Raw genomic sequence first — 17,868 nt, 5'->3', positions numbered from 1 at the left:
GTGTCACGCGTGTTCTTCGATGGTGTCGATCGGTGCGACGGCGAAGCCGTCCTCGGCAAACAGATGGCAGGCGGAAACCGGTGCGCGAAAGCGTGCTCGGTCGCCTTGCGCAAGCCGCGCATCGCCCGGGGCCTTGGCGACGAGCACCGCGCCGCCGGGGTGATCGAGGTGGACGTAGCTGTGTTCGCCGAGTTCTTCGACGAGCGTGATCGCGCGTGTCAGCGTGACCGCATCGCCGCGGCTCGCATCCGACACGTCGTTGTGCGTCGGCTCGAGATGCTCGGGGCGCACGCCGAACGTCACGGGCGCGCCGACGCTCAGCCGTCCGCCTTGCAACGGCAGCCGCACCGACTCGCCGCTGTGCTCGAGCGTGACGGTGACGCCGTTCGATTCGATCGAAGCGACCTTCGCCGGTAGGAAATTCATGCGCGGCGAGCCGATGAAGCCCGCGACGAACTTGCTCTTCGGCCGGTGATAGAGATCGAGCGGCGCGCCGATTTGCGCGATGCTGCCGAATCGTTCGGTGTCCTTGCCGGCGTGCAGCAGCACGATCTTGTCGGCGAGCGTCATCGCTTCGATTTGATCGTGCGTGACGTAGACGACGCTCGCGTCGGCGAACTGCCGATGCAGGCGCGCGATTTCGACGCGCGTTTGCCCGCGCAACGTGGCATCGAGGTTCGAGAGCGGTTCGTCGAAAAGGAAGACACCGGGCTCTCTCACGATTGCCCGGCCGATCGCGACGCGTTGCCGCTGGCCGCCGGAGAGGGCTTTCGGATGCCGATCGAGCAGCGCTTCGAGCTGGAGGATGCGGGCCGCGTCGCGCACTTTGCGATCGATCTCCGCCTTGGGCGTCTTCGCGAGCTTCAGGCCGAAGGCCATGTTCTCGTAGACGGTCATGTGCGGAAACAGCGCGTAGCTCTGGAACACCATCGCGACGCCGCGCTGCGCGGCCGGCACGTCGTTGACCAGCTTGCCGCCGATCGAGACGTCGCCGTCGGTCACGTCTTCGAGGCCGGCGATCATCCTCAGCAAGGTCGACTTGCCGCAGCCCGATGGGCCCAGGAAGACGCAAAACTCGTTTTTGCCGATCTCGAGATCGACGTCGCGGATCACCTGAGGTCCGTCGCCATAAGCCTTCTGCACACCGCGTAACGAAATGCTCGCCATCGTGCCGTCTCCATGTTCTAATCAGCGCCGAGTGATGATTAAGCGCTTAATCAGCGCGCCCTAAAAAATCGATCGCGATGCGATCGGCGCTGCGTCTCCAATATTCGCTCTGATTTGCAGCCAATGGTGCCGTGCTCGCTGAGATCACGCAAATGTTGAATAACCATCCCATTTATTGAGAACGAAGAGCCATGCCGACCTTGAACGAAGTGGCTGTCCGAGCGGGGGTGACGCCGGCGACGGTCTCGAACGTCCTGCGCAACAAGGGGCGCGTGGGGGAGGCGACGCGGCAGCGCGTACTCGAGGCGATCGCCGAACTGGGCTATCGGCCGCATTTGCCGGCCCGCGCGCTGGCCGAGGGGCGAGCGCCGACGATCGCGTTGATGGTGTCGAGCATCGCGAATCCGTTCTATCCCGAGTTCGCGCTTGCCGTCGAGAACGCGTTGCAGCGCAAAGGGCGGTTCCTCATTATCTGCAACACGGCCGGTGATCCGCAGACGGGGCGGGCCTACCTCGATCAGATCGCGGGGACGCTATCGGAAGGCGTGCTGGTGATGAACGCGAACCTCGACTTCGAGGACTTGCGGATGACTGAATTGCGTGGCGCTCCCGTCGTCCTGTGCATGTGGGAGCGGCCGGCCGATCCGCCGGGGCTGCCGTGCGTGGCGGTGGATTTTCGGTTGGCGGGGGAGTTGGCGGCGCAACATCTGCTTTCACTCGGGCATCGGCGAATCGGCGCGATCGTCGGCAGCAAGGTGTACGGGATTCATGCGGCGCGTTACGACGGGTTCATCGACGCAATGCGGGCGGCGGGGCTCGACGGCGCTGCCTCGCCCGTGCTGTACACCCCCGATACGACGCAGGGCGGCTATGCCGCCGCACGCGAACTGCTGAAGGCGCACCCGGACCTCACGGCGCTGTTCACGACGAACGACTTGCCGGCGCTCGGTGCGATGCAGGCCGCCGCCGATCTGGGGCTCGACGTGCCGAATCGCTTGTCGGTGATCGGGATCACCGATATTCAGCTCGCGCGCGAGTCGCGGCCCGCGTTGACGACGGTGGCGGTGCCGACCGTGGAAGCGGCCGAGCTGGCGGTGGAGTTGTTGCTGGAGTTGATCGAGACATCGGGTACCACAAGGACGGCGAATGCAGGCGCGCGGGTTTCGAGGGTATGCGTGACGTCCTCGCCTTACCTCGTCGCGCGCGCGTCGACGGGGCCGGCGCACGACGCGTAGCGAAACAGATCGGGCGCTAAACCGAGTGACGCTGCGGATTGCCGCTTGCGCTGGCCATTCCCTTACTCTTCCTTACTATTTCGATCTCCGATACCCGCAATGCGGTGCCGACGAAACCATGAATGACGGTTAATCGGCCGGTTACGTATTTCTTGCCGCGCGGCCCGTTGAACAAGCGGCGGTCAGCGTTCGTACGTGGTGAGTCGCGCGGCCTAATCGGATGATGACCTAAGATCACAGTTTCGGCCTGATACAATGCGGCTGCAACGGCCAATATGCATAAGGCATAGGCGGCACAAAATATCGATTCGATCACATCTGCGCGCGGAAAGCGGTGTTCGCTTCTCCTTAGAGCGACGGTTCTAAAAAGACGACGTACGCTTAATAAAACTGAAAACACGAGCAGGAACCATGTACTCGTTATTGCCAGCATTCGTCTCGGCGTTGTTCCTCGGATTTGGCGCGTATGTGTTGATCACGGAGGGCTTGACGCGCGTGTCGGTTCCTTTCGCGGCAATGTGCGCAACGACGTTCGTCTGGCAGGGAACCTGGGCTTTTCTGTTTCAGACCACGAGCCCGAGCGTTGCAAACGTGCTTGTTAAGATCGGCTATTTATTCATCCTGTTTTTACCGACAACCCTCTATCATTTTTCGGTGGAGGTCGTTTCCCGTCGGCGCGAACGGCGAGCTGTCCTGGTGTCCTACGTCCTGTGCGTGGCATTGGCCGTCCTGCTCGTGTCCGGGAATACGTTCGTCGACGGCTTCTATTCGTATTTCTTCGGCTATTACCCTAGGGCGGGCCGGCTTCATCCGATCCACGTTATTCAGACGATTGTGGTGGTGAGTCGTAGCGCCTGGCTGCTGTTTAGCACTCGACGCAAAATGAATGCCGTGGGAGTGCGCAAACTGCTTGGACTCTGTTCGATCGGCGTCATCGTGTATTCCCTTGCCGCTGTCGACTATGCCGCCAACTACGGCTACGCGTTCTATCCGCCGGGATTCATTTTCATCACGATCAGCCTGGGTATGCTCGCCGTCGCTATCGTCCGGCATGGGTTGATGGGGCCATATATCGTTCTTGCGACGATGGCGCATGAGGTGGCAACCCCGTTGGCAACGATCGGCATGCACGCTGACGAGTTGCGCATGGCGCTTCCCGACCTGATGCGCGGATACCGTTTAGCGGTGCAGCATCGATTATGCGAGGACACGCTGGTTCTCTCCGGCGAACCGGACCGGCTGCCGGGCCTCGCATCCGCGATTCTTCGTCAAGTCGGCAGTACGAGCTCGGTCGTGGAAATGTCGCTGGCTTCGCTCACGTTGCATCGGCTCGACAAACGAGGTTTCGCGGCGCACTCGATCGGCGCCTGTGTTGAAGCGGCGATCGATCGCTTCCCGTTCCGGCCGGGTGAACGCAGTCTTGTTTCAGTCACCCCGATCGATCCTGCGATCGAGTTCTCGGGCTCTGACTCGCTGCTCATCTTCGTGCTGTTCAACCTGTTGAAAAACGCGCTTCAGGCCATCGACGCAGCCGGCAAGGGGCAGATACAGATTGGGGCTCGCCGAAGCGAGGGTTTCTGCGTGCTGCACTTCAGCGACAGCGGGCCTGGGATTTCCGCCGACGTGCTGCCGCGGATCTTCGAACCGTTTTATTCCACGAAAGCACATGGCCGAGGCTCGGGAGTGGGCCTGAGCTTCTGCCGCCGCGTTTGCGATGCGCTCGGCGGCGGCATTTCATGCGAGTCGGAACTCGGCATCCATACGACATTCACGTTACAACTGCCTGAACCCGGATCGGCGGCAGATCGCGCCCGGCACGACCTGCCGCCTCGGTCAAGACGCTATCGCGTCGGGTAAGCTACACCGTCACGCGGCGAGTGCGGGTGCGATCAATTCATATTCCATGAATCGCGCTCTGACGTTGTCCGGGAGCCGCCGAATGCGCTTGTCGGTATCGGCAAAGACGACCTGCTGATACCCCATCGAAACCGGGCGGCCGTCCACGTAAAAGCGAAACACCAGATACGTCGAGCACTGTTTGACCTCGAGCGTATTGAGAAAGCAGTCGACCCGCTGAAACGGGAAGGTTTCCTGAACGTACTCTTGGTGAGCGCGCTTGGTGGCGAATGCGCCATTTAGGCCCAGCAGATTATCGATGCTTTGGTGGAACCAGCGTTCCCGGCATACCCCTTGCCATTCGAAATAGCGGGAGAAATAAGTGTTCATGAACGCGTTCGAATCCTTGAGATAGATGTCGATGACATGGTGGAAGGTTTTCTGCGCGGCGACTGCCGTTGGGTCGGGCGTCAGCAAAGCGGTACCGCAAGAAAGGAGATGAGGAATAGCATCTCGAGTTGACATGGAAAACTCCTTCGGAGTAATCGCTACGAGCGGTAGCGGCGCATTCGCCCCATTTGGGGGAATGCGCGATTCTTACCTTTAATATCTCAGTTGCGCTCGGGCCGTCGAAATTGAAGATCAATATTTCCCTCGTGTTTGCGTGAAATAGGCGAGAGATGACCGCGGGGTTGCTTGTTCTCCGGGCGACACGAGATAATCGGGCAATTGGCAGATGCAGCGCAGCGCTCGTATCGCATAACACGCGTAGGTGCAAATCGCTTTTTTCCTGAGGTCGGCATGAGTTCCTTTGTTAGGCAACCGATGCTTCATCCCGTATCCGTCGTTTTTCTCGATGACAATGCGGATTTCCTGGATGGATTGCGGGGAATATTTCGGGATCGGGCGCTAAATCGATTTTTTACGAGACCCCAGGCGGCGCTGGAGTTCCTGTCGGCGAGGGATCGCGGCGTGCCGCGTATCCGGATTGCGGGGGCGGGCTTTTCCCAGATCGAAGCGGGCAGCAACGCCTTGGGCCGCGACGCGTTGAGCGATGGTGCGCGATTCGAAGAAGTTGCCGCGGTTGTCGTGGACTACGAGATGCCGGAGATCGACGGCATCCGATTTCTTTCGTCGATTGAGGACGTCGCTTGCGCCAAGATCTTGTTGACCGGTGCGGCAGGTTATCGGGAGGCGGTGGACGCTTTCAATGCGGGCTTGATCGATCTCTATCTGACAAAGGGCGACACCGACATGACGGGAAAACTCGCGACTGCGCTGGCGCAAGCGAAGAAAGCGCATTGCCGGCGGCGAGGGCACATCGGCGTTCACGGAATCGGTACGGCCTACAGTGATCCGAGAGTGGTTCAGGTACTCGATCGACTCGCCGCTCGTGAAAATCTCGTCGAGTATTACTGGCGCCCCGACCAGAATGCCGTCCTCATGTTCGACGCCGCGGGGAACCCAAGTGTTTTCACAGCGTGGGATGCCGACGAATGGGAATTTCAGCGCGACACCGTGACGGACGCGGGCGGCCCGGAATGGTTGCGCCGGAGTTTGGAGGACCGCTCGATCATGCCTCTATTTTGGCCGCATCAGGCCTATCGGCCGGACGCGGCCTACGTCACCACCGCTAAACCCATTCCCATTGCCCAATGGGAGGGCGCCTTTTACAGCCTGACTCCGCTGGATGCATCCGAGGTCGACGCCGAACTCGTTTCTTTCGCAAAATGGCGGCAAGCGAGCGGCGAACGCTGAGCGATCCGTGACGAGCGCCGCATCGGCCTCGTTGACGGCACGAAGCGGGCCCGAAAATCCGGCCCGCTGACACTCACCCATCCAGTCGATTCGGCCGAATGCCCTGCCAGGCCGCTTTCGTATTCGACCGCCTAGACCTAAACAGAGATCTCGCCCTAGAGATAGAACATCCGGTCTTCGTCCGACTTCGCCGCATGCGGCTCGACCTCGCCGCGATCCTCGTAGAACGCAAGCACCGCTTCCAATACCTTGTCGGGATCGTCAATCACCTGCATGAGGTTCATGTCTTCGGGATTGATGAGCCCCATCGGCAAGAGGGCCGTCTCGAACCAATGCAGCAGCCCCTTCCAGAACTCGGAGCCGACGAGGATGATCGGCACGTGGCGCGACTTCTTCGTTTGGATCAGCGTCAGCACTTCGGCCAGTTCGTCGAGCGTGCCGAAGCCGCCCGGCATCACGATGACCGCGTCGGAGTTCTTGACGAACGTGACCTTGCGCGTGAAGAAGTGGCGGAAACGCAGCGAAATGTCTTGCCACTGGTTCCCCGACTGCTCGTGCGGCAACTCGATGTTCAGCCCCACCGAGGGAGCCTTGCCGGCATGGGCGCCCTTGTTCGCGGCCTCCATGATGCCGGGCCCGCCGCCCGAAATGACGGCGAAGCCGGCGTCCGACAGCTTGCGGGCGATTTGCGTGGCGAGCTTGTAGTGCGGCGAGCTCGGTTTCAAGCGGGCCGAGCCATAGATGCTGACGGCAGGGCGGATCTCCGAGAGGTACTCGGTCGCCTCGATGAACTCTGCCATAATCGTGAACATCTGCCACGACGCGCGGGCCTTCTTGGCCGTCGCACGTTCTTGATCTGCGAGCGATCGCAGACTCGGAATCACTTTTCTCTTGTTCATAATGCCTGCAGAACGGAACCTGAAAGGTAAGACCCTCGTTTTGGTCGACGGATCAAGCTATCTGTATCGGGCCTACCACGCGATGCCTGACTTGCGCGGCCCGGACGGCGAACCGACGGGCGCCATCTACGGACTCATCAACATGCTTCGGCGCATGCGCAAGGAAGTCACCGCAGAGTATAGCGCGTGCGTGTTCGATGCAAAGGGCAAGACGTTCCGCGACGACTGGTACCCCGAGTACAAGGCCCATCGTCCGTCGATGCCGGAAGACCTCGCCAAGCAGGTCGAGCCGATCCATTTCGCCGTGCGTGCGCTGGGTTGGCCGCTCTTGATGGTCGACGGCGTCGAAGCCGACGACGTCATCGGCACACTCGCCGCCGCCGCCGAGCGCGAAGGCATGAACGTCCTCGTGTCGACGGGCGACAAGGACTTGGCGCAGCTCGTCAGTGATCACGTCACGCTCGTCAACACGATGACGAACGAAACGCTCGACCGGGAAGGCGTGATCGCCAAGTTCGGCGTGCCGCCCGAGCGCATCGTCGATTACCTTTCGCTGATCGGCGATACCGTCGACAACGTGCCCGGCGTCGAAAAGTGCGGCCCGAAGACGGCGGTCAAGTGGCTCACGCAATACGAAACGCTCGACGGTGTCGTCGAGCATGCTGGCGAGATCAAGGGTGTCGTGGGCGAGAACCTGCGCCGCGCGCTCGATTTCCTGCCGATGGCGAGGAAGCTCGTGACGGTCGAGCGCGCATGCGATCTGACCGAGCACGTCGTGTCGATCGAGGAAACGCTGCCGGCCCGGTCCGAATCGCCGCTCGAGCTGCGCGATCTGTTCATGCGGCATGGCTTCAAGACATGGCTGCGCGAGGTCGAAGCGCTGATCGAAGGCGCGCAGGAAGCCCAATCCGAAGCCGGCGAAACGCAGCCGTCGGGCGTGCTCGCGGCCGAGCCCGCGCCCACGATTGCTCCCGAGCGCCGCTACGAGACGGTCCAAACTTGGGAGCAGTTCGACGCGTGGCTCGCGAAGATCGACGCGGCTCCGTTGACGTCGTTCGATACCGAAACGACTTCGCTCGATCCGATGCAGGCGAAGATCGTCGGTTTCTCGCTCGCGGTCGAGGCGGGCTGCGCGGCCTACGTTCCGGTTGCGCACCGAGGGCCCGACGCGCCCGAGCAATTGCCGCGCGACGAGGTCTTGGCCAAGCTCAAGCCTTGGCTCGAAAGCGAAGACAAGAAGAAGGTCGGCCAGCACCTGAAGTACGACGAGCAGGTGCTCGCCAATCATGGCATCGCGCTGAACGGCGTCGAGCATGACACGCTGCTCCAGTCGTACGTGCTCGAGTCGCATCGTCCGCACGACATGGACAGCCTTGCGTCGCGCCATCTCGGCGTCAAGACGATCAAGTACGAAGACGTGGCGGGCAAAGGCGCGCAGCAGATCGGCTTCGACGAAGTCCCGCTCGATAAAGCCAGCGAGTATGCGGCCGAGGATGCGGACGTCACGTTGCAACTGCATCAGACGCTGTTCCCGCAGATCGCGCCCGAAGCGGGCTTGCTGCATGTCTATCGCGACATCGAATTGCCGACGGCGCGCGTGCTGCGCAAGATGGAACGCAACGGCGTGCTGATCGACACCGAACGGCTGCGCCGGCAAAGCAGCGAGATCGCGACGCGGCTCATCGAATTGGAGACCGAGGCTTACACGCTTGCGGAAGGGGAATTCAATCTCGGTTCGCCCAAGCAGATCGGGCAGATCTTCTTCGAGCGGCTGCAGTTGCCCGTCATCAAGAAAACGCCGAGCGGCGCGCCCTCGACCGACGAAGAAGTGCTGCAAAAGCTCGCCGAAGACTATCCGCTGCCGAAAGTGCTGCTCGAGCATCGCGGCTTGTCCAAGCTGAAGTCGACCTATACCGACAAGCTGCCGCGCATGGTCAATCCCGAGACCGGCCGCGTGCATACGAACTATGCGCAGGCCGTCGCCGTGACGGGGCGGCTCGCGTCGAACGATCCGAATCTGCAGAACATTCCCGTGCGCACGGCCGAAGGCCGCCGCATCCGCGAGGCGTTCATCGCGCCGGAAGGCAGCAAGATCGTCTCGGCCGACTACTCGCAGATCGAATTGCGGATCATGGCGCACATCTCCGGCGACGAATCGCTATTGCGCGCCTTCGCCCATGGCGAAGACATCCATCGCGCGACGGCGGCCGAGGTGTTCAGCGTGACGCCGCTCGAAGTCACGAGCGACCAGCGGCGCATCGCGAAGGTCATCAACTTCGGTTTGATCTACGGGATGAGTTCGTTCGGGCTGGCTTCGAACCTCGGCATCACGCGCGACGCGGCCAAGCTTTATATCGACCGCTACTTCACGCGCTATCCGGGCGTGGCCGAGTACATGAACGACACGCGTTCCACCGCGAAGATCAAGGGCTATGTCGAAACGGTCTTCGGGCGGCGGCTTTGGCTGCCCGAGATCAACGGCGGCAACGGTCCGCGCCGGCAAGCGGCGGAACGCGCGGCGATCAACGCGCCGATGCAGGGCACGGCCGCCGATCTCATCAAGATGTCGATGATCGCGGTGCAGGGGTGGCTCGAGCGCGAGCACGCCAAGAGCCGCATGGTCATGCAGGTGCATGACGAACTGGTGCTCGAAGTGCCCGACGACGAACTCGCCGTCGTGCGTGAAAAACTGCCGCAATTGATGTGCGGCGTGGCCGCGCTGAAGGTGCCGCTCGTGGCGGAGACGGGTGTCGGCGCGAATTGGGAGGAGGCGCACTGATGCGCTGATTCCGCGCGTCCGATGCGCATGCTCGCGCCCGTATGGCTTCAATAAGCCGTGGCGGCTCCCGCGAGCGCGCTCCTTCGCGGACAATGACCGAGCTTGCGCTCGCGCCGCCATCACGAGCGCGCGACCGAACCGAATTATCAACGGCATAGGGAGTATCGGCATGCATCGATTCATCGTCGTGGGAGGAGGAGCGGGCGGGCTCGAGTTGGCCACGCGCCTGGGCGATCGCTATGGCGCGCGCAAGCACGGCGCACCGCGCGCACTCGTCACGCTCGTCGACCGCTATCCGACGCATATCTGGAAGCCCTTGCTGCACGAGGTGGCGGCCGGCAGTCTCGATCCGTTCACGCAGGAGCTCGAGTATCCGGCTCAGGCGCGTTGGCACGGGTTCGAGTTTCAACAAGGCGAGTTGGCCGGCCTGGATCGGGCGGCCAAGCGCATTACGATCGCGCCGGTCATCGACTTCGACGGCGCCGAGATCTTGCCGCGGCGCGAACTCGAATACGACACGCTCGTCATCGCGATCGGCAGCACGACGCACTTCTTCGGCGTGAACGGCGCCGCCGAGCATTCGATGGCGCTCGATACCGTCTCGCAGGCGGACCGCTTCCGCAAGCGGCTCATCGCGGCCTGCATGCGGGCCGAGCATCAGCCGCATGAGGCGGTCGAGTCGGCGTTGGGTCCGTCGGCGGAAGCCGAGCCGCGCATCCAAGTGGCGATCGTCGGCGGCGGTGCGACGGGCGTCGAACTCTCGGCCGAACTGCGCAACACGGCGCAGGTGCTGTCGGCCTACGGCCTGCACAAGCTCGACCCGCAACACGATGTCGGTATCGTCCTGATCGAAGCGGGGCCGCGCATTTTGCCGGCGCTGCAGGAGCGCGTGTCGAGTTCGACGGCCGACCTGCTGCGCAAGCTCGGCGTGAAGCTGATGATCGGCGAGACGGTGGCCGAAGTTGCGCCCGGCATTGTGCGGACAGCGAGCGGCAAGGTCGTGCGCGCCGATCTGACGGTATGGGCGGCAGGCATCAAGGCGCCGCCCGTGCTGAGCCAGCTCGATGGGCTCACCGTCAATCGCATGGGCCAGATCATCGTGCGGCGAACGCTGCAAACAGAGGCCGACGACAACATCTTCGCGCTCGGCGATTGCGCGGCCTGCCCGTGGCCCGGAAATGAGCGCGGCGTCCCGCCGCGCGCGCAGGCCGCCCATCAGCAAGCGAGCTTTCTGCTGAAGGCGCTGGCACGGCGGCTCGAGAGCAAGCCGCTGCCCGAGTTCACTTATCGCGATTTCGGTTCGCTCGTGTCGCTTGGCCACTTCAGCGCAGTGGGCAATCTGATGGGCGGCGTCATCGGCGGAAGCATGCTCATCGAAGGGCTGTTCGCTCGCTTCATGTACATGTCGCTGTATCGGCTGCATGTCGCGGCGCTGCATGGATATCCGCGGATGATGCTCGATACGGTGGCGCATTGGCTGCGGCGAACGACGCTGCCGCGGGTGAAGCTGCATTAGCGGTGGGATGTGCGGTTCGTCTCGTAGCGTTGGTGCCGAGGCTGGCGGAGTCTCCAGCCTCCGGTCTTCACGAGCTAGCTGCTTGGAAACAGCCAATCTTTACGGATTCGGCCCGGTAGCCACCGGCCGCGACGGGTCGGCGCACCACTCGCTCCACGAACCGGCATAAAGCACAGCCCCGTGCAACCCAGCCACTTCCATCGCCAGCGCGTTATGGCAGGCCGTCACGCCCGACCCGCATTGCAGCACGACGTGCTCGGGTTGCTTCTGCCCGATGACCGCGCCGAACTCGTCGCGCAGCGTATGGGCCGATTTGAAGCGCCCATCGGCCGTGAGGTTGTCCTTGAAGAAGCGATTCAGCGCGCCGGGAATGTGGCCGGCCACCGGATCGATCGTTTCGTTCTCGCCGCGATAGCGATCGGCGGACCGCGCATCGACGACAACCTGATCGCCGGTCTTCAAGTTGGCCAGCAAATGGGCGGCATCGACGGTCGCCGCAAGCGGAGCACCGGCTTTGAAGTCCCCTTGCGCCGCCGCGGCGGGCGCTGCCGTATCGAGCTTCTGTCCGCCGGCTTGCCACGCTTGCAGCCCGCCGTCGAGCACGGCCACCGAATCGTGTCCGAGCCAGCGCAACAGCCACCAAAGCCGCGCGGCATAGGCGCCGCCTTGCGCATCGTAGGCAGCGACCTGCTGGCCCTGCTTCAAACCGTGCTTGGCGAGCGTCGCGACGAGCGCGTCGCGCCCGGGCAGCGGGTGACGCCCGTTCTTGCCCGTTTTCGCGCCCGAAAGATCGCGGTCGAGGTTGAGATAGCGGGCGCCGGGAATATGGCCTGCCGCATAGGCCTTCTCTCCCGCGTCGGGGTTGCCGAGATCGAAGCTGCAATCGAAGACGAGCACGCTGCCCGGCGCGTTGGACAAGCGCTCGGCGAGATTGTCGGCCGAGATCAGCGTGGTGTAATGCGTGTGCGGCATGATGGACTCCTCGTTGGCGAGCGAACTCGCGCGTGGATGGCGCGTGGATGACGATAATTGCAGTCTAAACAAAAAGACGGGCAAGAGGCATTTTCGCCATCTTGCCCGTCTTACGGCCGGTTGCGGGTTGCACGCGCCGGCCGTCAGACCGGCCGCCCGGTGCTTCAGCCCTTCAGATCGTCAAATTGGCCCGAGTTCGCGCCGCAGGAACTCGTGGAAATGCTGCATTCCGTCTTCCATCGGGCTTTGGTACGGCCCGACCTGCGATTCGCCGCGCTGGAGCAGCGCGAGGCGGCCGGCGTCCATCCGTTCGGCGATCTCGTCGTCCTCGCGCGCGGTTTCCATATAGGCGGCGCGCTCGGCTTCGATGAATTCGCGTTCGAACAGTGCGATTTCCTCGGGGTAATAGAACTCGACGATGTTCGTCGTTTTCCGCGGGCCGCGCGGAATCAGCCAGGAGACCACCAGCACGTGCGGATACCACTCGATCATGAGCCCCGGGTAGTAGACCATCCAAATGGCGCCGTACTCGGGCGGCTTGCCGCCGCGCATGCGCAGCACTTCATCGTGCCACTTGCGATAGATCGGGCTGCCGGCTTTGGCCAAGCCGTTATGCACGCCGACGGTCTGCACGCTGTACCATTCGCCGAATTCCCAGGTGAGATCGTCGCAATTGACGAAGCTGCCGAGGCCCGGATGGAACGGGACGACATGGTAATCCTCGAGGTAGACCTCGATGAACGACTTCCAGTTGTAATTGCACTCGTGCACTTCGACGCGATCGAACATATAGTCCGAGAAGTCGAAATGCTGCTGCGTGCCGAGCTTGGCGAGATCTTTCGCGATATCGCGGCCCTGCGCCTCGAACAGCAGGCCGTGCCAGTTCTGCAGCGGCGTGGCGCCGAGGTTCAGGCACGGGTTGTCGGCGAAATGCGGCGCGCCCAGCAACTCTCCGTCGAGGTTGTAGGTCCAACGATGGAGGGGGCAGACGATGTTCTCCGCCTGGCCGCGGCCATTCAGCATGATCGCCTGGCGATGGCGGCAGACGTTCGAGAGCAGCTCCACCTGCGAACGCGGGTTGCGGACGAGCACGCGCCCTTCGTTCTCGCTAGGCAGAGCGAAATAATTTCCCGCCTCGGGCACCATCAAATCATGCCCGACGTAGCGAGGACCCTTCTTGAAAAGTGTTTCGATTTCTCGCGCGAGGAGCGCTTCGTCGAAGTAAGCCGTGACCGGCAGTTGGCTCGAAATGGCCTTGAGCTGCAATGCAGCGCTCAGATTGGACATTCCCACTCCCGATGAAAACGTGAAAGCAGCGAACAACCCAACCATCGAAGATTCGATTTAGGGAACCGGCGATTATACCCTTTCCCCTGCGGTTGGGGCGCTTAAGTCCATGATTTGGGTCAAAAAACGCGAGCAAGAAGCGATCCTTCATACCTGGACGAAGGCGCGAGTGTTGTTTTTTTGCCCTCGGTTTGACCGGGCTAGAGGGGCGGCTGATGGGTCGGGTTCCGCGCTTTTGCCGTAGAATGTCCGACTTGTTTTTAATTTCACCCCGATCCCGATGGCGAAGACAGCAGCTGAAGGCGCGGCCGCGCCCGTGCCCGGCGGCGAACAAGGGGACGCGGCGCTGCCCCAGAACTATGAAGCAGCGGTGGCCGAGCTGGAAGAGCTGGTTTCCCGAATGGAGAGCGGCGCCCTGAGCCTCGAGGAATCGCTGGCCGCGTATCGTCGCGGCGCGGCCCTCGTGGCGTTTTGTCAGCAGCAGCTGGAAAAGGTGGAGCAGCAGGTGCGCGTCCTCGACGGCGAGACGCTCAAGCCGCTGGCTACCGGTACGGCCCCCGCGGACAGCGGAGACGATCTATGACTTTTGAAGAATGGACGCGCGCGGTGCTCGCGCGCGTCGAAACGGCCCTCGAGCGCTATTTGCCCGCAACGGCCATCGAGCCGGCGCGCCTGCATGAAGCCATGCGCTATGCGGTGCTGGGCGGCGGCAAGCGCGTGCGTCCGTTGCTCGTGCATGCCGCGGGCGAGTTGACGGGGGCGCGGCCCGAGGCCCTCGAGGCGGCATCCGCCGCGCTCGAAATGATTCACGTGTACTCGCTCGTGCACGACGACATGCCGTGCATGGACGACGACGATCTGCGCCGCGGCAAGCCGACGGTGCACGTTCAGTACGACGAAGCGACGGCGCTGCTGGTCGGCGATGCCTTGCAATCGCAGGCATTCATCGTGCTGACCGACGAGACGGCGCTCGACACGCGCGCGCAAGCCTCGCTCGTGCGCGAACTGGCGGTCGCGAGCGGTTCGATCGGCATGGCCGGCGGCCAGGCGATCGATTTGGCGAGCGTGGGGCTGGCGCTGACTCGGCCGCAGCTCGAGACGATGCATCGAATGAAGACGGGCGCCTTGCTGCGCGCCTCGGTCCGCATGGGCGCACTGGCGGGGACAGTGCCCGATGCCGAGGTTCTGCGCGCGCTCGACGTCTATGCCGCCGCCGTGGGGCTGGCATTCCAGGTGGTCGACGACATTCTCGACGTCACGACCGATTCCGCGACGCTCGGCAAGACCGCGGGCAAGGACGCGATGGCCGGCAAGCCGACCTACGTGTCGATTATCGGGCTGGATGCCTCGCGAGCCCTGGCGGCGCAATTGCGCCGCGATGCGCACGATGCGCTCGCGCCCTTCGGCGAGCGTGCCCGGCGTCTGGCCGAGCTTGCCGACCTGGTGGTGAACCGGGTGAGTTGAACGCGAAGCCCGCTACCGCGCGATAGGCCTCGAGAAGCGCGAGAAAAAAGTGGGCGCGTAACTTTTCCTACAATGGAACGACGATGTACGACTTGTTGAAAACCATCGACGACCCGGCGGATTTGCGCCGCCTAGACCGCCGTCAATTGAATCCGCTTGCCGACGAGTTGCGCGCATTCGTGCTCGACAGCGTGTCGCAGACGGGCGGGCATCTGTCGTCGAATCTCGGCACCGTCGAGCTGACGATCGCCTTGCACTACGTATTCGATACGCCGCACGATCGGATCGTTTGGGATGTCGGCCACCAAACCTATCCTCACAAGATTCTGACCGGGCGCCGCGACCGCATGCCGTCGCTGCGTCAACGCGGCGGTATCTCGGGCTTCCCGCGCCGCTCCGAGTCGCAGTACGACACGTTCGGCACGGCTCACTCCAGCACGTCGATCTCGGCCGCGCTGGGCATGGCGATCGCGAGCAAGCTCGAAGGCATCGACCGTTTCTCCATCGCCGTGATCGGCGACGGTGCGATGACGGCCGGCATGGCCTTCGAGGCGATGAACAATGCGGGCGTGTGCGACGACGTGCCCCTGCTCGTCATCCTCAACGACAACGACATGTCGATTTCGCCGCCCGTGGGCGCGCTCAATCGCCATCTGGCCCGGTTGATGTCGGGGCGGTTCTACGCGGCCGCCCGCGCGGGCGTCGAGCGCGTGCTGCGCGTCGCGCCGCCGATGCTCGAACTGGCTCGCAAGCTCGAAGAGCACGCGAAGGGCATGGTCGTGCCGGCTACGTTGTTCGAGGAATTCGGCTTCAATTACATCGGACCGATCGACGGTCACGATCTCGATTCGCTGATTCCGACGCTGCAAAACATCCGCGAATTGCGCGGCCCGCAATTCCTGCACGTCGTCACGAAAAAGGGCCAAGGCTACAAGCTCGCCGAAGCCGATCCGGTGCTTTATCACGGCCCCGGCAAGTTCAACCCGGCCGAGGGTATCAAGCCGAGCACGACGCCTTCGAAGAAGACGTACACGCAGGTATTCGGCGAGTGGCTGTGCGATGCGGCCGAATTCGATTCGAGCGTCGTCGGCATCACGCCGGCCATGCGCGAAGGCTCCGGCATGGTCGAGTTCGAGAAGCGCTTCCCGGATCGCTACTACGACGTTGGCATCGCCGAGCAGCACGCGGTGACGTTCGCGGGCGGCATCGCGGCCGAAGGGATGAAGCCCGTCGTCGCGATCTATTCGACGTTCCTGCAGCGTGCGTACGATCAATTGATTCACGATGTGGCATTGCAGAACCTGCCCGTCGTCTTCGCGATCGACCGCTCGGGCCTCGTCGGTGCGGACGGTGCAACGCATGCCGGCGCGTACGATATCGCCTTCCTGCGCTGCATCCCGAACATGACGGTGATGGTGCCGGCCGATGAAAACGAGTGCCGTCAAATGCTGTATACGGCACTGCAGCAGCCGAATCCGACGTCCGTGCGTTATCCGCGCGGCGCGGGCACGGGCGTGGCCACGGTCAAGCAGATGACGGCGCTGCCGGTGGGCAAAGGCGAGGTTCGCCGTGAATCGACGGCCCCCAAGGGCAGCCGCATTGCGATCCTGGCGTTCGGCACGATGGTCGCGCCGACGCTGGCCGCGGCCGAGGGGCTCGACGCCACGGTGGCCAACATGCGGTTCGTGAAGCCGATCGATGCCGATCTCGTGCGCGAGCTTGCGCAAACGCACGATTTCCTCGTCACGGTCGAGGAAGGCTGCGTCATGGGTGGCGCGGGCTCTGCTTGCGTCGAATCCCTGCTTGCCAATGGGGTTGTTCGTCCCGTACTACAATTGGGCCTCCCTGACACCTTCATCGATCATGGCGATCCGGCCAAGCTGTTGGCGGAATGCGGCCTTGACGGCGCGGGCATCGAAAAGTCGATTCGCACGCGCTTTCTCGAGCCGGCGGCCAAGCTCGCGGCGCAGCGCGTCGCCTGATCCCGGGCTGGCCGCTCAGGCGGCCGCCCATGATTGGATGCTTAGATGCATGCATGGGCCTTCGGGCCCATTTTTCGTTTATTGGCGCGCCTCTCGCGCCGGCTTTTGCTTGCCGGCCTCTCAGCTGCGCCCACTAGGACATAACAACGATGAACCAAATGAACCCCGCCTTCGTGATGCCTGACGTGCAAAGCACGGTCGACACGCGGCAGATTCCGATTCAGCGCGTTGGGGTCAAGGGCGTGCGTCATCCGTTGACGGTGCGCAACGCGAGCGGCGAAGTGCAGCCGACGGTGGGGACGTGGAGCCTCGACGTGCACTTGCCCGCTCATCAGAAAGGCACGCACATGTCGCGCTTCGTCGCGCTGCTCGAGGGGAACAAGGCGCCGCTCGAGCCGGCCACGTTTCGCAAGCTGCTGGCCGAGATGCTCGACAAGCTCGAAGCGACGGGCGGCCGCATCGAAGTGACGTTCCCGTACTTCGTGCCCAAGGTCGCGCCGGTTTCGGGCGTATCGAGCTTGCTCGATTACGAGGTGACGTTGAAGGGGCAATCGCGCAACGGCGAGGTTCGCACGTTCATGCGTGTCCTGGTGCCCGTGACGAGCCTGTGCCCGTGTTCGAAGGAGATCTCCCAATACGGTGCGCACAATCAGCGCTCGCATGTGACGATCGAGGTCGAGTTGCTTGCCGATCTGCCGGTGGAAGACTTGATCCGCATGGCCGAGGAAGAGGCATCGTGCGAATTGTGGGGCTTGCTCAAGCGTCCCGACGAGAAGTTCGTGACGGAGCGTGCCTACGAGAATCCGAAGTTCGTCGAAGATCTCGTGCGCGATGTGGCGCAGCGTCTCAACGAAGACGAGCGCATCGTGTCATACGTGCTCGAAGCGGAGAACTTCGAATCGATTCACAACCACAGCGCCTATGCCGTTATCGAGCACGATAAGCGCACTGCGGCTGCAGCCGCTTGATAGCC

The 17,868-nt window shown here is 62.9% G+C and carries 15 protein-coding genes; 9 read left to right on the top strand and 6 right to left on the bottom strand.

Annotated elements, in window-relative coordinates; translation table 11 throughout:
- Positions 1 to 3: 3 nt before the first annotated feature.
- Positions 4 to 1,167 carry an ABC transporter ATP-binding protein gene (locus DWV00_RS12065; RefSeq protein ID WP_115533787.1) on the bottom strand — a complete coding sequence of 388 codons (1,164 nt, stop codon included), beginning with the start codon at positions 1,165 to 1,167 and terminating at the stop codon, positions 4 to 6.
- Between the two features lie 191 nt (positions 1,168 to 1,358).
- Here DWV00_RS12065 and DWV00_RS12060 point away from each other — a divergent pair, with 191 nt between their 5' ends.
- On the top strand, positions 1,359 to 2,402 hold the full coding sequence (locus DWV00_RS12060; protein WP_115533786.1) for a LacI family DNA-binding transcriptional regulator: 1,044 nt from the start codon (positions 1,359 to 1,361) through the stop codon (positions 2,400 to 2,402).
- A gap of 16 nt (positions 2,403 to 2,418) precedes the next feature.
- On the opposite strand, the gene DWV00_RS34000 is transcribed toward DWV00_RS12060, so the two are convergent.
- Positions 2,419 to 2,835 (bottom strand): hypothetical protein, encoded by a 417-nt coding sequence (locus DWV00_RS34000; protein ID WP_181885438.1) that lies wholly within the window; start codon positions 2,833 to 2,835, stop codon positions 2,419 to 2,421.
- Between DWV00_RS34000 and DWV00_RS12055 the strand changes: the two genes are divergently transcribed.
- Positions 2,814 to 4,259, top strand: a complete 1,446-nt coding sequence (locus DWV00_RS12055) for a sensor histidine kinase (RefSeq protein ID WP_115533785.1) — start codon at positions 2,814 to 2,816, stop codon at positions 4,257 to 4,259. The two genes, DWV00_RS34000 and DWV00_RS12055, sit on opposite strands and share 22 nt — an antisense overlap.
- Positions 4,260 to 4,268: 9 nt before the next feature.
- Here the strand turns inward: DWV00_RS12055 and DWV00_RS12050 are convergent, their stop codons facing one another.
- Positions 4,269 to 4,763 (bottom strand): acyl-CoA thioesterase, encoded by a 495-nt coding sequence (locus DWV00_RS12050; RefSeq protein ID WP_115533784.1) that lies wholly within the window; start codon positions 4,761 to 4,763, stop codon positions 4,269 to 4,271.
- Between the two features lie 300 nt (positions 4,764 to 5,063).
- On the opposite strand from DWV00_RS12050, the gene DWV00_RS12045 reads away from it, so the two are divergent.
- Positions 5,064 to 5,996: a response regulator gene (locus tag DWV00_RS12045; RefSeq protein WP_245964835.1), complete on the top strand. Its 933-nt coding sequence runs from the start codon at positions 5,064 to 5,066 to the stop codon at positions 5,994 to 5,996.
- 155 nt (positions 5,997 to 6,151) lie between these two features.
- On the opposite strand, the gene DWV00_RS12040 is transcribed toward DWV00_RS12045, so the two are convergent.
- On the bottom strand, positions 6,152 to 6,895 hold the full coding sequence (locus DWV00_RS12040) for an LOG family protein (protein WP_115533782.1): 744 nt from the start codon (positions 6,893 to 6,895) through the stop codon (positions 6,152 to 6,154).
- A gap of 1 nt (position 6,896) precedes the next feature.
- Between DWV00_RS12040 and polA the strand changes: the two genes are divergently transcribed.
- Both polA and DWV00_RS12030 read left to right on the top strand, forming a co-directional pair.
- Complete coding sequence (gene polA / locus DWV00_RS12035) at positions 6,897 to 9,674, top strand: DNA polymerase I (RefSeq protein ID WP_115533781.1); 2,778 nt, start codon at positions 6,897 to 6,899, stop codon at positions 9,672 to 9,674.
- A gap of 169 nt (positions 9,675 to 9,843) precedes the next feature.
- Positions 9,844 to 11,190, top strand: coding sequence for an NAD(P)/FAD-dependent oxidoreductase (locus DWV00_RS12030; protein WP_115533780.1), 1,347 nt, complete (start codon positions 9,844 to 9,846; stop codon positions 11,188 to 11,190).
- A gap of 99 nt (positions 11,191 to 11,289) precedes the next feature.
- Here the strand turns inward: DWV00_RS12030 and DWV00_RS12025 are convergent, their stop codons facing one another.
- Entirely contained in the window at positions 11,290 to 12,162 is an 873-nt protein-coding gene (locus DWV00_RS12025) for a sulfurtransferase (protein WP_115533779.1), read from the bottom strand.
- 180 nt (positions 12,163 to 12,342) lie between these two features.
- Positions 12,343 to 13,449: an aromatic ring-hydroxylating oxygenase subunit alpha gene (locus tag DWV00_RS12020; protein WP_115533778.1), complete on the bottom strand. Its 1,107-nt coding sequence runs from the start codon at positions 13,447 to 13,449 to the stop codon at positions 12,343 to 12,345.
- A gap of 280 nt (positions 13,450 to 13,729) precedes the next feature.
- Here DWV00_RS12020 and DWV00_RS12015 point away from each other — a divergent pair, with 280 nt between their 5' ends.
- The 4 genes from DWV00_RS12015 to folE2 all read left to right on the top strand — a co-directional run bounded on the left by DWV00_RS12015 (position 13,730) and on the right by folE2 (position 17,863).
- Positions 13,730 to 14,032, top strand: coding sequence for an exodeoxyribonuclease VII small subunit (locus DWV00_RS12015; protein WP_115533777.1), 303 nt, complete (start codon positions 13,730 to 13,732; stop codon positions 14,030 to 14,032).
- On the top strand, positions 14,029 to 14,913 hold the full coding sequence (locus tag DWV00_RS12010; protein WP_115533776.1) for a polyprenyl synthetase family protein: 885 nt from the start codon (positions 14,029 to 14,031) through the stop codon (positions 14,911 to 14,913). Before DWV00_RS12015 ends, DWV00_RS12010 begins: the two co-directional genes overlap by 4 nt.
- A gap of 83 nt (positions 14,914 to 14,996) precedes the next feature.
- Positions 14,997 to 16,895, top strand: a complete 1,899-nt coding sequence (dxs, locus tag DWV00_RS12005; RefSeq protein WP_115533775.1) for a 1-deoxy-D-xylulose-5-phosphate synthase — start codon at positions 14,997 to 14,999, stop codon at positions 16,893 to 16,895.
- Between the two features lie 149 nt (positions 16,896 to 17,044).
- Positions 17,045 to 17,863, top strand: coding sequence for a GTP cyclohydrolase FolE2 (gene folE2 / locus DWV00_RS12000; protein ID WP_115533774.1), 819 nt, complete (start codon positions 17,045 to 17,047; stop codon positions 17,861 to 17,863).
- Positions 17,864 to 17,868: the final 5 nt, after the last annotated feature.

It is taken from the genome of Trinickia dinghuensis, from assembly GCF_003367175.1.
GTDB classification, from domain to species: domain Bacteria; phylum Pseudomonadota; class Gammaproteobacteria; order Burkholderiales; family Burkholderiaceae; genus Trinickia; species Trinickia dinghuensis.
The sequence above is the reverse complement of the archived record's forward strand: the minus strand, read 5'-3'. Positions and strand labels throughout refer to the sequence as shown.

Excerpts from the sequence above, each read along its gene's own strand:
- DWV00_RS12040 (WP_115533782.1), bottom strand. The coding sequence starts at position 6,895 with ATGAACAAGAGAAAAGTGATTCCGAGTCTGCGATCGCTCGCAGATCAA.
- DWV00_RS12030 (WP_115533780.1), top strand. The coding sequence starts at position 9,844 with ATGCATCGATTCATCGTCGTGGGAGGAGGAGCGGGCGGGCTCGAGTTG.
- DWV00_RS12020 (WP_115533778.1), bottom strand. The coding sequence starts at position 13,449 with ATGTCCAATCTGAGCGCTGCATTGCAGCTCAAGGCCATTTCGAGCCAA.
- DWV00_RS12060 (WP_115533786.1), top strand. The coding sequence starts at position 1,359 with ATGCCGACCTTGAACGAAGTGGCTGTCCGAGCGGGGGTGACGCCGGCG.
- folE2 (WP_115533774.1), top strand. The coding sequence starts at position 17,045 with ATGAACCAAATGAACCCCGCCTTCGTGATGCCTGACGTGCAAAGCACG.
- DWV00_RS12055 (WP_115533785.1), top strand. The coding sequence starts at position 2,814 with ATGTACTCGTTATTGCCAGCATTCGTCTCGGCGTTGTTCCTCGGATTT.
- DWV00_RS12050 (WP_115533784.1), bottom strand. The coding sequence starts at position 4,763 with ATGTCAACTCGAGATGCTATTCCTCATCTCCTTTCTTGCGGTACCGCT.
- DWV00_RS12045 (WP_245964835.1), top strand. The coding sequence starts at position 5,064 with ATGCTTCATCCCGTATCCGTCGTTTTTCTCGATGACAATGCGGATTTC.
- DWV00_RS12010 (WP_115533776.1), top strand. The coding sequence starts at position 14,029 with ATGACTTTTGAAGAATGGACGCGCGCGGTGCTCGCGCGCGTCGAAACG.
- DWV00_RS12065 (WP_115533787.1), bottom strand. The coding sequence starts at position 1,167 with ATGGCGAGCATTTCGTTACGCGGTGTGCAGAAGGCTTATGGCGACGGA.
- dxs (WP_115533775.1), top strand. The coding sequence starts at position 14,997 with ATGTACGACTTGTTGAAAACCATCGACGACCCGGCGGATTTGCGCCGC.
- polA (WP_115533781.1), top strand. The coding sequence starts at position 6,897 with ATGCCTGCAGAACGGAACCTGAAAGGTAAGACCCTCGTTTTGGTCGAC.
- DWV00_RS12025 (WP_115533779.1), bottom strand. The coding sequence starts at position 12,162 with ATGCCGCACACGCATTACACCACGCTGATCTCGGCCGACAATCTCGCC.
- DWV00_RS34000 (WP_181885438.1), bottom strand. The coding sequence starts at position 2,835 with ATGCTGGCAATAACGAGTACATGGTTCCTGCTCGTGTTTTCAGTTTTA.
- DWV00_RS12015 (WP_115533777.1), top strand. The coding sequence starts at position 13,730 with ATGGCGAAGACAGCAGCTGAAGGCGCGGCCGCGCCCGTGCCCGGCGGC.